At 73.2% G+C, this 13,318-nt stretch carries 13 protein-coding genes; 4 read left to right on the forward strand and 9 right to left on the reverse strand.

Annotated elements, in window-relative coordinates:
- Window positions 1-116: 116 nt before the first annotated feature.
- Window positions 117-1,283 (reverse strand): helix-turn-helix domain-containing protein, encoded by a 1,167-nt coding sequence (locus tag ACFYZY_RS13100; RefSeq protein ID WP_388692894.1) that lies wholly within the window; start codon window positions 1,281-1,283, stop codon window positions 117-119.
- Between the two features lie 881 nt (window positions 1,284-2,164).
- Between ACFYZY_RS13100 and ACFYZY_RS13105 the strand changes: the two genes are divergently transcribed.
- On the forward strand, window positions 2,165-2,686 hold the full coding sequence (locus tag ACFYZY_RS13105; protein ID WP_388692896.1) for a universal stress protein: 522 nt from the start codon (window positions 2,165-2,167) through the stop codon (window positions 2,684-2,686).
- A 189-nt stretch (window positions 2,687-2,875) separates the two neighbouring features.
- Here the strand turns inward: ACFYZY_RS13105 and glmS are convergent, their stop codons facing one another.
- Both glmS and ACFYZY_RS13115 read right to left on the reverse strand, forming a co-directional pair.
- Window positions 2,876-4,693, reverse strand: a complete 1,818-nt coding sequence (gene glmS, locus ACFYZY_RS13110) for a glutamine--fructose-6-phosphate transaminase (isomerizing) (protein ID WP_388692898.1) — start codon at window positions 4,691-4,693, stop codon at window positions 2,876-2,878.
- 75 nt (window positions 4,694-4,768) lie between these two features.
- Entirely contained in the window at window positions 4,769-5,044 is a 276-nt protein-coding gene (locus ACFYZY_RS13115; protein WP_388692900.1) for a hypothetical protein, read from the reverse strand.
- A gap of 194 nt (window positions 5,045-5,238) precedes the next feature.
- Here ACFYZY_RS13115 and ACFYZY_RS13120 point away from each other — a divergent pair, with 194 nt between their 5' ends.
- On the forward strand, window positions 5,239-6,924 hold the full coding sequence (locus ACFYZY_RS13120; protein ID WP_388692902.1) for a beta-N-acetylhexosaminidase: 1,686 nt from the start codon (window positions 5,239-5,241) through the stop codon (window positions 6,922-6,924).
- A 70-nt stretch (window positions 6,925-6,994) separates the two neighbouring features.
- Here ACFYZY_RS13120 and ACFYZY_RS13125 read toward each other — a convergent pair whose 3' ends face one another.
- The 3 genes from ACFYZY_RS13125 to ACFYZY_RS13135 are packed head-to-tail and all read right to left on the reverse strand — an operon-like array spanning window position 6,995 to window position 8,287.
- Window positions 6,995-7,207 carry a DUF397 domain-containing protein gene (locus ACFYZY_RS13125; RefSeq protein ID WP_388692904.1) on the reverse strand — a complete coding sequence of 71 codons (213 nt, stop codon included), beginning with the start codon at window positions 7,205-7,207 and terminating at the stop codon, window positions 6,995-6,997.
- 34 nt (window positions 7,208-7,241) lie between these two features.
- Window positions 7,242-7,451, reverse strand: a complete 210-nt coding sequence (locus ACFYZY_RS13130; RefSeq protein WP_388692905.1) for a DUF397 domain-containing protein — start codon at window positions 7,449-7,451, stop codon at window positions 7,242-7,244.
- Complete coding sequence (locus ACFYZY_RS13135) at window positions 7,448-8,287, reverse strand: Scr1 family TA system antitoxin-like transcriptional regulator (RefSeq protein WP_388692906.1); 840 nt, start codon at window positions 8,285-8,287, stop codon at window positions 7,448-7,450. The genes ACFYZY_RS13130 and ACFYZY_RS13135 overlap by 4 nt, the downstream gene beginning before the upstream one ends.
- Window positions 8,288-8,382: 95 nt before the next feature.
- Here ACFYZY_RS13135 and ACFYZY_RS13140 point away from each other — a divergent pair, with 95 nt between their 5' ends.
- Entirely contained in the window at window positions 8,383-8,850 is a 468-nt protein-coding gene (locus ACFYZY_RS13140; RefSeq protein ID WP_388692908.1) for a hypothetical protein, read from the forward strand.
- Entirely contained in the window at window positions 8,847-9,122 is a 276-nt protein-coding gene (locus ACFYZY_RS13145) for a hypothetical protein (protein WP_388692910.1), read from the forward strand. The genes ACFYZY_RS13140 and ACFYZY_RS13145 overlap by 4 nt, the downstream gene beginning before the upstream one ends.
- A 158-nt stretch (window positions 9,123-9,280) precedes the next feature.
- Here the strand turns inward: ACFYZY_RS13145 and ACFYZY_RS13150 are convergent, their stop codons facing one another.
- Genes ACFYZY_RS13150 through ACFYZY_RS13160 form a run of 3 tightly spaced genes read right to left on the reverse strand, consistent with a single transcriptional unit; the run spans window position 9,281 to window position 13,310 of the window.
- Window positions 9,281-10,441, reverse strand: a complete 1,161-nt coding sequence (locus ACFYZY_RS13150; protein ID WP_388692912.1) for an acyl-CoA dehydrogenase family protein — start codon at window positions 10,439-10,441, stop codon at window positions 9,281-9,283.
- Window positions 10,442-10,449: 8 nt separating this feature from the next.
- Window positions 10,450-11,367 (reverse strand): hydroxymethylglutaryl-CoA lyase, encoded by a 918-nt coding sequence (locus ACFYZY_RS13155; RefSeq protein WP_388693200.1) that lies wholly within the window; start codon window positions 11,365-11,367, stop codon window positions 10,450-10,452.
- 14 nt (window positions 11,368-11,381) lie between these two features.
- The gene (locus ACFYZY_RS13160; RefSeq protein WP_388693202.1) at window positions 11,382-13,310 is read right to left on the reverse strand and encodes a biotin carboxylase N-terminal domain-containing protein; all 1,929 of its coding nucleotides are present in this window, start codon (window positions 13,308-13,310) and stop codon (window positions 11,382-11,384) included.
- Between the last annotated feature and the right edge of the window lie 8 nt (window positions 13,311-13,318).

A 13,318-nucleotide genomic window follows, 5' to 3' on the forward strand; every position in this document is an offset into this window, starting at 1 on the left:
GGGGGCGGGGGGGGGTGGGGGGGGGGGGGGGGGCGGCGGGGGGGGCGGCCGCGCGCCCCCCCCCCCCCCCCCCCCCCCCCCCCGCGGTGCGCGGCTCGTGACCGCGCGGGTCCTCGTTACGGAGCGCTGCGCTGGCCCGGGAGCGAGGCGCGCCCGGGGGCGTAGACGTCGGCCCCCGGCTTCCCCTGCTCCTGCGGGGCCGGGCGCCGGACGCCGGCCGGGACCTGGGCGGGCACGACCGGGTCGAGCACCGCCGTGCCGATGTCGCCCTGCGGCCGGCGGGCGCGGTACGCCGCCCGGTAGGCCGCCGGGGAGGAGCCGAGCTGGCGCCGGAAGTGGCCGCGCAGCGCCACGGGGGAGCGGAAGCCGCACCGGCCCGCCACCTCGTCCACCGAGTAGTCGGAGGTTTCGAGGAGCCGCTGCGCCTGGAGCACCCGCTGGGTGATCAGCCACTGGAGCGGGGCCGAGCCCGTGAGCGAGCGGAACCGGCGGTCGAAGGTCCGCCGCGACATGTAGGCGCGCGCGGCCAGGGTCTCCACGTCGAACTGCTCGTGGAGGTGCTCCAGGGCCCAGGCGACGACCTCGGCCAGCGGGTCGGCGCCGATCTCCTCGGGTAAAGACCTGTCGAGGTAGCGCTCCTGACCGCCGCTGCGCCGCGGCGGGACGACCAGCCGGCGCGCGAGCGCGCCCGCGGCCTCGGTGCCGTGGTCGGTCCGCACGATGTGCAGGCACAGGTCGATTCCGGCCGCGGTGCCGGCGGAGGTCAGGACGTCCCCGTCGTCCACGAAGAGCTCCCGGGGGTCCACGTGGACCGACGGGTAGCGCTTGGCGAGCGTCGGCGCGTACATCCAGTGCGTGGTCGCCGGCCGGCCGTCGAGCAGTCCGGCCGCCGCGAGGACGAACGCCCCGGTGCACAGCCCGACGATCCTGGCCCCCTCCTCGTGCGCGCGACGGAGCGCGTCGAGCGCCTCCGGCGGCGGCGGCGAGGTGATCGACCGCCAGGCCGGGACGACGACGGTGCCCGCCCGGCCGATGGCCTCCAGGCCGTACGGCGCGGTGAGTTCGAGTCCGCCGGTGGTCCGCAGCGGGCCCTCCTCACCGGCGCAGACGAGCAGCCGGTAACGTGGCACTCCGGCGTCCTGGCGGTCGATGCCGAACACGGAGAGCGGGATGGAGCTCTCGAAGATGGGGCCGCCGCTGAACAGCAGCACCGCGACGACTTCGCGACGGCGCCGTCCGGACAGTCTCCGTGCGGCCTCCGGTACTGCGGAGTCCTGGCTCATGACGCTAAGCCCCCCTCGGTGTTCGCGTCTCCCTGGTCGTGTCGCACCTGCACGTTTCCCCTCGGTTCTGCACGAGACCCCAGTCCTCGGTACCCATGATCGAATCTACTGCGTCCCGTGACGCCGGCGTGCCACGTTCTCGAACCGGTGGATTGTCGACAAGGCAACTTGGCGCGAAGCGATCGATCGGGAACCGTCGCCTCCGGGGCGCCGCGCCGTGTCGGCCCGGGCGGCGAACGCCCCGGTCGGCGGGGGGTGTGCCCCCTCGGGGCAGGGGTTTCCCCGCTACGGGCGCCGGGGTTGGCCAATCGTTACGCCAAGGACGCGCCAGGCGGTGGAAGTTGGCTGAAAACGTATGGGAGCGGGTGTGCGAGCCTGTCAACTCGAAGGGGCTCCGGGCCGGCTCGGAGCCCTCCCCGGCCCCTCCCGGAGGCCCGTCGGGGCGGGTCCGGCACCGGACGGCGGCGGCCGGCGGCGGTCGGCGGCGCGGTCGCGGACGGCCTCCCCGCGGCGGGGCGGTCCCGTGGCAACGAGGAAGGGAGCGCTCCGGTCACTCCCGGTCGCACCGCCCCCGCACCCCCTCGGGCCCCGTCCGGCCCCCGTCCGGTCCGCGTACGGACGGCCGCGGGGCGCGACCGGACGCCTGTAGGACACAAGCGGCATTGCCAGATCCCGAACCGCTCGTGCATGCTCCCTGGAACGCCGCGCGAGCGGTGTGCGCGCCGGGCACCGCGCGGCGGCCCCTGGGCAGGAGAGGAGTGGCGCCGTACCCTTGGGGGTATGAGGAGGGGAAGACCATTCCCGGACACGGCTCCGCTCTCCCGCCGTCCCTCACCCCTTTCCCGTCCCTTCTCACGAGGACCCTCTTCGCCGAGACACCGATGGCCGGTCACGAATTCTTCGAACCCGCGGACCGCGAGCGCGTCGCCGACTCCACGGTCGACCCCCTGGCGGTAGAACAGCCACGTCACGCCTGCGACCCGGCCTTCCGGCACGGGGTCGTCGTCGGCTTCGACGGCTCCACGTCCAGTGAGCGCGCCCTCGCGTACGCCATCGGCATGGCCCGCCGCTCCGGCTCGGGCCTGATCATCGTGCACGTGGCCAACCGGCTGCCCACCACGGTGTGGGCGGGCTGCGAGCCCCCCGTCTTCGTCGACGTGCCCGACCACCGCACCGAGGTCCTGGGCCTGGAGCTGGCCTGCGCCGACTACCTCGCCGAGGTGCCGTGGATCCTGGTCGAGCGCGGCGGGGACATCTGCCACGAGCTGGAGGAGGTCGGCCGCGAGTACTCGGCCGACGCGATCGTGGTCGGCTCCACGCACGGGATCGTCGGGCGGATCTTCGGCTCGGTGGCCGGGCGCCTGGCGCGCCGCGCCCGCCGGCCCGTCATCGTCATCCCGTAGCCCCGTAGCCCCGTAGCCCCGTAGCCCCGTAGCCCCGTAGCCCCGTAGCCCCGGTGGTTCCGGCTGTTCCGGGAAGCACGACGGTCCCCGTGCACGGGAGGTGTGTGCACGGGGACCGTCGTGTGTCAGGTCGGGCGGCGCCGGGGGACAGGCCCGGCGGCGGGTCCGGGGGACAGGCCCGGGGTCCCGCTACTCGACCGTGACGGACTTGGCCAGGTTGCGCGGCTTGTCGATGTCGCGGCCCATGGCGAGGGCGGTGTGGTACGCGAAGAGCTGGAGCGGGATGCCCATGAGGATCGGGTCCAGCTCGTCCTCGTTCTTCGGGACCACGATGGTGTGGTCGGCCTTCTCCTGCGGCTGGTGGGCGACCGCGAGGATGCGGCCGCTGCGGGCCTTGATCTCCTCCAGGGCGGCGCGGTTCTTCTCCAGGAGGTCGTCGTCGGGGACGATCGCGACCGTCGGCAGGGCGGGCTCGATGAGGGCGAGCGGGCCGTGCTTCAGCTCGGAGGCGGGGTACGCCTCGGCGTGGATGTAGGAGATCTCCTTGAGCTTCAGGGAGGCCTCCAGGGCGACCGGGTAGCCGCGCACGCGCCCGATGAACATCATCGACTGGGCGCCCGCGTACTCCGCGGCGAGCCGCTTGATCTCGTCCTCGCCCTTGAGGATCTCCTCGATCTGGGCGGGGAGGCGGCGCAGGCCCTCGATGATCCGCTTGCCGTCGGTGACGGACAGGTCGCGGATGCGGCCGAGGTGCAGGGCGAGCAGGGCGAAGGCGGTCACCGTGTTGGTGAAGCACTTGGTGGAGACGACGCAGACCTCGGGACCGGCGTGGACGTACACGCCGCCGTCGGCCTCGCGGGCGATGGCGGAGCCGACGACGTTGACGACGCCGAGGACGCGGGCGCCCTTCCGCTTGAGCTCCTGGACGGCGGCGAGCACGTCGTAGGTCTCGCCGGACTGGGAGACGGCGATGTAGAGGGTGTCGGGGTCCACGACCGGGTTGCGGTAGCGGAACTCCGAGGCCGGCTCGGCGTCGGCGGGGATGCGGGCCATGGACTCGATGAGCCCGGCGCCGATGAGGCCGGCGTGGTACGAGGTGCCGCAGCCGAGGATCTTGATGCGGCGGATGGTGCGGGCCTCGCGCGGGTCCAGGTTCAGGCCGCCCAGGTGCACGGTGGAGAAGCGGTCGTCGATCCGGCCGCGCAGCACGCGGTCGACCGCGTCGGGCTGCTCGGAGATCTCCTTGTGCATGAAGGTGTCGTGGCCGCCCATGTCGTAGGAGGCGGCCTCCCACTCGACGGTCTCCGGGGTGGCGGTGGTGGTGGCGCCGGAGGTGGTGTACGTGCGGAAGTCGTCGGCCTTGAGGGTGGCCATCTCGCCGTCGTCCAGGGTGACGACCTGGCGGGTGTGGGCGATCAGGGCGGCGACGTCGGAGGCGACGAGCATCTCCTTCTCGCCGATGCCGAGGATGACCGGGGAGCCGTTGCGGGCGACCACGATGCGGTCGTTGAAGTCGGCGTGCATCACGGCGATGCCGTAGGTGCCCTCGATGACCTTCAGGGCCTCGCGGACCTTCTCCTCGAGGGTCTCGGCCTCGGAGCGCGCGACGAGGTGGGTGATGACCTCGGTGTCGGTCTCGGAGGCGAAGACGACGCCCTCGGCCTCCAGCTTGGCGCGCAGCTCGGCGGCGTTGTCCACGATGCCGTTGTGGACGACGGCGACCTTGTTCTCGGGGTCCATGTGCGGGTGCGAGTTGACGTCGCTGGGGGCGCCGTGGGTCGCCCAGCGGGTGTGGGCGATGCCGGTGGTGCCGGTGAAGCGCTTGGGGACGCGGGCCTCCAGGTCGCGGACGCGGCCCTTGGCCTTCACCATCTTCAGGCCGCCGGCCTTCGGGCTGGTGACGACCATGCCGGCCGAGTCGTACCCGCGGTACTCCAGGCGCTGCAGGCCCTCGAGCAGCAGCGGGGCCACGTCACGCTTACCGATGTAACCGACGATTCCGCACATAAAGGTGAAACCCCTCCAAGTCAGTGGACGTACTCGGCCGTCCGGGCCGTTCCGGTCGTTCCGCTCGTTCCGTGCTCAGCCGTAGACGATCCGGCGGAGCTGCCGGAGCGAGAGTTCCGGCGGGGACACGGCCCGGTGCGGCAGTTCCGCCGCGATCCGTTCGAAGATCTCGGCGTTCACCGCGCCGCCGGCCTGCAGTTCGCGGTGGCGGCGGCGGACGAACGCCTCGGTCGTCTCGTCGAAGTACGCCAGCACGTCGAGCACCACCCGGGCGGCCTCACCGCGCTGGAGCGCGGTGCTGCGGACCAGATGGTCGATGAGGTCGTCGTGCGACGGACGGCGTTCGAGCACCCGTGAATATTGAGGGGTCCTCGTCGCTTTACGCAAGATTCCTGCCCGGAATCGGGCAGGGACGGGAAGATCACACCGCCGATTGCGGCGATTGGCCTAGACCGCACCTCCTGGTGACCGGTGCGGTACGCAAAGAGCCGGTTCGGATATAAGAAGACGACAGACGCGTCGTTCACCCGAAGGGGAGCCCGCCCGTGAGACAGCGCCTGACCACTCCGCACCGAAGGACCTCGTACCGACGGATCCCGCGCCGAAGGATTCCGCGCCTGATCGGTTCCCTCCTCCTGCTGGCGACCGCCGGCGTCGGGTGCGGCGAGGCCGCCGCCGACGGCGGGGACGACGGCAAGGCGGCCGGCCGGCGGGCCGCCGCCGAGCCCGAGGTCCGCCCGCTCGGCCGGATCGTCCCCGTGCCCGCCTCCGTCTCCCCCCGGGGCGAGCCCTACACGCTCACCACCACCACCCGCATCGGGGTGGACACGCGCTCCCGGGAGTCCCAGGACCTCGGCCGCTACCTCGCCGGACTGCTCCGCCCCGCCACCGGCCTCCCGCTGCCCGTCGTGGACGACCAGGCGGCCCGGGGCGGCATCCGGCTCCGGATCAGTCCCACCGACACCGCCCTCGGCGACGAGGGGTACCGGCTCAGCTCCGCGCCCGAGGGCCTCACCGTCACCGCCCGCCGCCACGCCGGGCTCTTCCGGGGCATCCAGACCCTGCGTCAGCAGCTCCCCTCCGCCGTCGAGCGCGACAGCGTCCAGGCCGGGCCGTGGAAGGTCGCGGGCGGCACCGTCACCGACACCCCGCGCTACGCCTACCGGGGCGCCATGCTCGACGTCGCCCGCCACTTCTTCACCGTGGACGAGGTGAAGCGGTACATCGACCAGCTCGCCCTCTACAAGGTGAACACCCTCCACCTGCACCTCTCCGACGACCAGGGCTGGCGCATCGCCGTCGACTCCTGGCCCCGGCTCACCACCCACGGCGGCTCCACCGAGGTCGGCGGCGGCCCCGGCGGCTTCTACACCAAGGAGCAGTACCAGGAGATCGTCCGGTACGCCGCCTCCCGCTACCAGGAGGTGATCCCGGAGATCGACATGCCGGGCCACACCAACGCGGCCCTCTCCTCCTACGCCGAACTCAACTGCGACGGCGTCGCCCCGCCCCTCTACACCGGCACCAAGGTCGGCTTCAGCTCCCTGTGCGTGCCCAAGGACGTCACGTACGACTTCGTGGACGACGTGGTCCGGGAGATCGCCGCGCTCACCCCCGGCCGCTACCTCCACATCGGCGGCGACGAGGCCCATTCCACCAGCCACGCCGACTACGTGGCCTTCATGGACCGGGTGCAGCCGGTCGTCGCCAAGTACGGCAAGACCGTCGTCGGCTGGCACCAGCTCACCGGGACGACCCCCGCGAAGGGCGCCCTCGTCCAGTACTGGGGCCTCGACCGCACCCCGGCCGCCGAGAAGGAGCGGGTCGCCGCCGCCGCGCGGAACGGCACCGGCCTGATCCTCTCGCCCGCCGACCGCACCTACCTCGACATGAAGTACACGAAGGAGACCCGCCTCGGGCTCTCCTGGGCCGGGTACGTCGAGGTCCGCAGGTCGTACGACTGGGACCCGGCGTCCTATCTGCCCGGCGTCCCCGAGAGCGCCGTCCGGGGCGTCGAGTCCCCGCTGTGGACGGAGACCCTGGCCACCACCGGCGACCTCGACGTCATGGCCTTCCCGCGCCTGCCGGGCATCGCGGAACTGGGCTGGTCCCCGGCCGCGACCCACGACTGGGAGACGTACAAGGTCCGCCTCGCGGAGCAGGCGCCGCGCTTCGAGGCGCTGGGCATCGACTGGTACCGCTCGCCCGAGGTGCCCTGGCCGGCGGAGTGACCCGTACGCGCACGCGAGACGCCCGGCCGGAACTTCCCGGCCGGGCGTCTGGCGTGCTGGGGGCGGCCCGTCAGGCGGCGCCGGATCCCTCGCGCCCCACGCCCTCCACGAAGGCGGCGAAGGCGGCGGCGCCGAGGACCAGGACCGGCCCGCCCGGGACCTTGGAGTCACGGACGGGGACGGTGCCGCGCGAGGGGACGAGGTTGACGGCGACCTCGACGCAGTTGCCGCCGTTGTCGCTGTACGAGGACGTGAACCAGCGGGGGGTCTCGTCGGTCGTCATGGGCGTCCTTTCGGTCGGCGGGGCCGCCCGGCGATCAGACGGCGCCGAACTCTCCGGTCTTGACGCTTCCCACGAAAGAGGAGAAGGCGTCGGCGCGGAAGCCCAGAACCGGTCCGTTCAGGTCCTTGGAGTCACGGACGGGGACGGTGCCGCGCGAGGGGACGAGGTTGACGGCGACCTCGACGCACTGGCCGCCGTTGTTGCTGTACGAGGACTTGAACCACTGGGGGGATGCGGTCGTCACGGGGTGCCCTTTCGCGCTTCTTGGATCATGGCCACGGATTCCGCCTGGGAGAGCGATGCGGCCTGAAGCTGATGGTAGGCCGTCAACATGGGGACCACGGACGTCATTTCGCGGTCGAGGTGCCCCTGCGCCTGTGACTCGGCGTAGCAGACCACCGACCGGTCGGCGAGGGTGAGCAGGGTGACCGGCAGGTCGAACGTGCGGCGCTCCCCTATGGCGTACGGGGCGATCTGAAGCAGTGAGTTGGGGCTCTCCGCGAACTCCACGAGCCGTTCCAACTGGGCGTCCATCACCTTGTGGCCCCCGATGGGCCTCCGGATGCAGCTCTCGTCCATCACCAGGAAGACCATGGGGGACTGGGGCCGATCCAGTGCCGCCTGGCGTGTGGCCAGGACCGCGACGCGTTCGTCGGCCTGCTCGGGGGTGATGGACCCCCGCTTCACCGCGCTGTTCGCCAGGACGCGCGCGTACTCCGGGGTCTGCAGCAGACCCGGGACGATGCCGATCTCGAACAGGCGGATCTCGACCGCCCGGCCCTCGTACCCGACGAACTCCGGGAAGCCCTCCAGCAGCACGCCGTGCCGCATCTCGCGCCACTCGCGCTCGAACGACTCCTTGCTGCCGACCAGGCCGAAGACCTGGTCGGCGCGGCGTGAGAACGGCAGGGTCGGCGGTTTACGGCCGGTTTCGACCGCGGAGATGTGCTGACTGGAGCACCCCATGGGTCCGGCCAGGTCCTCCTGGGTCCAGACCCGTTCCTCGCGCAGCCTGCGCAGATGGGCCCCGTAGGCCGCCTGCGGGCTGGACTCCGGCCGCAACTCCTTGCGATTGACCACGACTTGTCCTTCGGGGCTGCCTAGTTGAAGAGGAGGCCGACTCTAGTCCACGCTGGGCACCCCTGGTAGTGGATTCACTACGGAGAGGAGCGAACGTGCCCGTGCAGGACGTCCCCCCACCCCCTGGCCAGTCCCCGCCCTTCCCCTCCACCGGCGCCTTCGTGGCCGACGCCGGCCGGGGAACGGTCCGCCTCGGCGAGGTCACGCGCAGGGAGGACGGGCGGGTGTACGTACGTCCGCCGGGTGGCGGGGCCGAGTGGGCCGCGACGCCCGAGGACCTGCGGGCGCCGACCGAGGGGGAGTGGGCGAGCATCCGCATCCTCACCACGCGCGTGCCCCCGGTCGTGCTCTCCGCCGACCACGGCCTCCGCCCCCGGCCGGAACCGGCCCCGGGGTGCACGCCCTGCGCGCACCTGGTGAGCTGGTTCGACCACTACATGCGGCGGGGGCCGCAGCACGACGAGTCGGCGGCCGTGGACTGCGTGGTGGAGATCCGCAACCACCCGCACGACCCGCCGAAGATGACGCTCAGGGACTCCGCGCCGCCGGAGGGGCGGCCGTGAGCGCGCCGGTGCCCGGGGCGGCCGTGGAGGCGGCGCCCCCGACGCGCCGGATCGGGCCGCACCCGCGCGGCGAGACCGTCGCCACGGCCCACTGCCTGGACGGCGGGTGCGGCTGGGGGACGCCGCCCACGGCCGTGCCGCCGGGCGTGAACGTCGAGTGCCTGGCGCACGCGACGGCGACCGGCCACGACACCTTCGCCGTGACGGTCGAGTACGTGGCCCTGGTGACGGACGCGGGCGGCGCGGGGCGGGACCCGGACACGGCGGCGTGACCGGACACGGCGGCGTGACCGGACGAGGGCGGTGCGGGGCGGGGGCCCGGAACGCCCGCGGCCGCCCACCGCCCCGGCCGGGGGGCGGCGGACGGCCGCGGGGAGTCCGGGCGCCCGGGGTGTCCGGGGCCTTCAGGGCTTCCGGGTCCGGGGCCGGGTCAGGCCGGCAGGCCCAGCTCCCGGGCGATCAGCATCCGCTGGACCTCGCTGGTGCCCTCACCGATCTCCAGGATCTTCGAGTCGCGCCACATCCGGGCCACCGGATACTCGTTCATGAAGCCGTAGCCGCCGTGGATCTGGGTCGCCTCCCGGGCGTTGTCCACCGCCACCGTGGAGGAGTACAGCTTCGCGATGGCCGCCTCCTTCTTGAACGGCTCGCCCAGGACCAGGCGGGAGGCCGCGTCCCGCCAGCCGATCCGGGCCATGTGCGCCCGGGTCTCCATGTCCGCGATCTTGAACTGGACGGCCTGGTTGTCCCCGATCGGGCGACCGAAGGCGTGACGTTCCTTCGCGTACTTCACGGACTCGTCCACACAGCCCTGCGCGAGGCCCGTCGCGAGCGCCGCGATGGCGACCCGGCCCTCGTCCAGGATGCGGAGGAACTGCGCGTATCCCCGGCCCTCCTGGCCGAGCAGGTTCTCCACCGGGACCCGGACGTCGTCGAAGGACAGCTCGCGGGTGTCCGAGGCGTTCCAGCCGACCTTGGAGTACGGGGCGGCGACGGTGAAGCCGGGGGTGCCGGACGGGACGATGATCGAGGAGATCAGCGGGCGGCCGTCGGGCTTGCGGCCGGTGACCGCCGTGACCGTCACCAGGCCGGTGATGTCCGTACCCGAATTGGTGATGAAACACTTGGACCCGTTGATGACCCAGTGGTCGCCGTCGCGCACGGCCGTCGTCCGGGTGCCGCCCGCGTCCGAGCCCGCGCCCGGCTCGGTCAGGCCGAACGCGCCCAGGAGCTCCCCGGCGCACAGCCTCGGCAGCCACTCCCGCTTCTGCTCCTCGGTGCCGAACAGGTACAGGGGCATCGCGCCCAGCGAGACGCCCGCCTCCAGGGTGATGGCCACCGAGGAGTCGACCCGGGCCAGCTCCTCCAGGACGACCCCGAGGGCCAGGTAGTCGCCGCCCATGCCGCCGTACTCCTCGGGGAACGGCAGCCCGAAGAGGCCCATGCGGCCCATCTCGCGGACGATCTCGTACGGGAACTCGTGCCGCTCGTAGTAGTCGCCGATCTTCGGCGCGATCACGTCGTGGGCGAACGCCTCGACGGTGCGGCGGAGTTCCTGGTGCTCGGCGGAGAGCCGGTGATCGAGGGACATGGCTGTCGTCACTCCTGGTGGGAGAGGGCGCGGACGGTGCGGGACGGGCTGGGTCGGCCCAGTTGTCCGGCCATCCACACGCTCGTGGCGGTGAGGGCGGCCAGATCGACCCCGGTCTCGATGCCGAGACCGTCGAGCATCCACACGAGGTCCTCGGTGGCGAGGTTGCCGGTCGCGCTCTTCGCGTACGGGCAGCCGCCGAGGCCGCCGGCGGAGGCGTCGACCGTGGTCACCCCGTGCCGCAGCGCGGCCAGGGTGTTGGACAGGGCCTGTCCGTAGGTGTCGTGGAAGTGCACGGCGAGGCGGGAGGTGGGGACGCCCGTCTCGTTCAGCGCGGTGAGCAGCGCCTCCACGTGGCCGGGGGTGGCGACGCCGATGGTGTCGCCCAGGCTCAGCTCGTCGCAGCCCATGTCGGCGAGCGCCTTGGCGACCCGGACGACCTGCCCGACCGGGACGGGACCCTCCCAGGGGTCCCCGAAGCACATCGACAGGTAGCCGCGGACCTTCAGACCGGCCTCCACGGCCCGGACGACGACCGGCGCGAAGAGGGCGAGGGACTCGTCCACGGTCCGGTTCAGGTTGGCCTTCGCGAAGGACTCGGTGACCGAGGCGAAGACGGCGATCTCCCGGGCGCCGAGCGCGAGGGCCCGGTCGAGGCCGCGCTCGTTCGGGACGAGCACCGGGAGGCGGACCGGGAGGTTGCGGACGAGCGGGAACAGCTCCTCGGCGTCGGCCAGCTGGGGCACCCACTTGGGGTGGACGAAGCTGGTCGCCTCGACGGTGTCCAGCCCGGCGGCGGCGAGGCGCCGGACGAACTCCGCCTTCACCTCCGTCGGGACGGCCGTCCTCTCGTTCTGGAGGCCGTCCCGGGCCCCGACCTCGTGGACGCGGACCCGCGCGGGGAGCCCGGCGGAGGGGACGGTCATGGGCAGACCGGTGGTCACGCTTCCTCCCGGGGGGCGACGACGGCGAGCACCTGGTCCATGGCGACGGCGGTGCCGGGGGTGACGTCCAGTTCGGTGACGGTGCCGGCGTGCGGGGCGGAGATGACGTGCTCCATCTTCATCGCCTCCACCACCAGCAGGCTCTGCCCGGCCTCCACCTCGTCCCCGACGGCCACCTTCACCACGGTCACGGTGCCGGGCATCGGCGCGGCCAGCGTGTCGGCCCCACCGTGCCGGGCGCCGGAGAGCGCGGCCTCGACGGGGTCGTGGTCGAGGACGTGCCAGGAGTCGCCGTCGCGGCCGAGCCAGGCACCGGCCCGGTGGAAGGTGTGGGAGACCCCGTCCACGACGACCGTCACCGAACCGTCCGTGACCCGGGCGCCGGGCGGCGCCCCGACCGTGACGGGCTCCAGGCCCGGTACGCGCAGCGAGAAGGCGAGCGGGGCCGGAGCGCCGCCCAGGCGCCAGCCGTTCGGCACCGAGAAGGGGTCCGTCCAGCCGTCCCGGGGCACCGGGTCCAGCTCCGCGAGCCGTACGGCCGCCGCCGCCGCGTACACCTCCTCCGGCACCTCCTTCGGGACGAGCCCCTCCGCCTCGCGCTCCACCAGGCCCGTGTCCAGGGCGCCGGAGACGACGTCCGGGTGGGCGAGGAGGCGGCGCAGGAAGCCCGCGTTCGTCGGAACGCCGAGGGTCACCGTCTCCGCGAGGGCCGCGCGCAGACGGCGCAGGGCCGTGGGGCGGTCCGGGGCGTGCACGACGACCTTCGACAGCATCGGGTCGTACAGGCTGCCGACCTCCGTGCCCTCGCTCAGGCCCGAGTCCGTGCGGACGCCGTTCCCCCGCGGCTCGCGCAGCGACAGGACCGTGCCGCCCGACGGCAGGAAGCCCCGGGCCGGGTCCTCGGCGCAGAGGCGGGCCTCGATCGCCCAGCCGTCCAGGCGGACGTCCTCCTGCGCGAAGGACAGCGGCTCGCCCGCCGCCACCCGCAGCTGCCACTCCACCAGGTCCAGGCCCGTGATCAGCTCCGTCACCGGGTGCTCGACCTGGAGCCGGGTGTTCATCTCCATGAAGTAGTACGAGGCCGGGTCGCCGCCCGGGACGATGAACTCGACCGTGCCCGCACCCACGTAGCCGCAGGACCGGGCCGCCTCCACCGCCGCCGCGCCCATGGCCGCCCGGATCTCCGGGGTCAGCAGGACGCTCGGCGCCTCCTCGACGATCTTCTGGTGGCGGCGCTGGAGCGAGCACTCGCGCTCCCCGAGGTGCACCACGTTCCCGTGGGCGTCCGCGAGGACCTGGATCTCGATGTGCCGGGGCCGGTCGATCCACCGCTCCACCAGGAGCGTGTCGTCGCCGAAGGAGGAGCGGGCCTCGCGCCGGGCCGCCGCGATCTCCTCGTCCAGGACCGCCAGGTCCCGCACGAGCCGCATGCCCTTGCCGCCGCCGCCCGCGCTCGGCTTGAGCAGCACGGGCGCGCCCAGCTCCCGGGCCGCGTCGGCCAGTCCGGGGCCGGAGGCGCCCGGGACGACGGGGACGCCCGCCGCCGCCACGGTCTCCTTCGCCCGGATCTTGTCGCCCATCAGGGCGATCGCCCCGGCGGGCGGACCGATGAAGACGAGCCCCGCCTCCGCGCAGGCCCGTGCGAACTCCGCGTTCTCCGCGAGGAAGCCGTACCCGGGGTGCACGGCCCGCGCGCCGGTGCGGCGGGCGGCGTCGAGCAGGGCGGGCACGGACAGGTACGACTCGGAGGCCGGCGGCGGGCCGATCCGCACCGCCGTGTCCGCCTCCCGCACGTGCCGGGCGCCGGCGTCCGCGTCGCTGTACACGGCCACCGAGCGCACGCCGAGCTCCCGCAGGGTGCGGATGACGCGGACCGCGATCTCGCCCCGGTTGGCGACGAGGACGGTGTCGAACATGGACGGCATCTCCTGGG

The organism is Streptomyces sp. NPDC001744, from assembly GCF_042892575.1.
GTDB lineage: Bacteria > Actinomycetota > Actinomycetes > Streptomycetales > Streptomycetaceae > Streptomyces.

What these genes read in the sequence shown, in the direction of transcription:
- ACFYZY_RS13100 (WP_388692894.1), bottom strand. Translation starts at nt 1,283, where the DNA reads ATGAGCCAGGACTCCGCAGTACCGGAGGCCGCACGGAGACTGTCCGGA.
- ACFYZY_RS13105 (WP_388692896.1), top strand. Translation starts at nt 2,165, where the DNA reads ATGGCCGGTCACGAATTCTTCGAACCCGCGGACCGCGAGCGCGTCGCC.
- glmS (WP_388692898.1), bottom strand. Translation starts at nt 4,693, where the DNA reads ATGTGCGGAATCGTCGGTTACATCGGTAAGCGTGACGTGGCCCCGCTG.
- ACFYZY_RS13125 (WP_388692904.1), bottom strand. Translation starts at nt 7,207, where the DNA reads ATGACGACCGACGAGACCCCCCGCTGGTTCACGTCCTCGTACAGCGAC.
- ACFYZY_RS13150 (WP_388692912.1), bottom strand. Translation starts at nt 10,441, where the DNA reads ATGTCCCTCGATCACCGGCTCTCCGCCGAGCACCAGGAACTCCGCCGC.
- ACFYZY_RS13155 (WP_388693200.1), bottom strand. Translation starts at nt 11,367, where the DNA reads ATGACCGTCCCCTCCGCCGGGCTCCCCGCGCGGGTCCGCGTCCACGAG.
- ACFYZY_RS13160 (WP_388693202.1), bottom strand. Translation starts at nt 13,310, where the DNA reads ATGCCGTCCATGTTCGACACCGTCCTCGTCGCCAACCGGGGCGAGATC.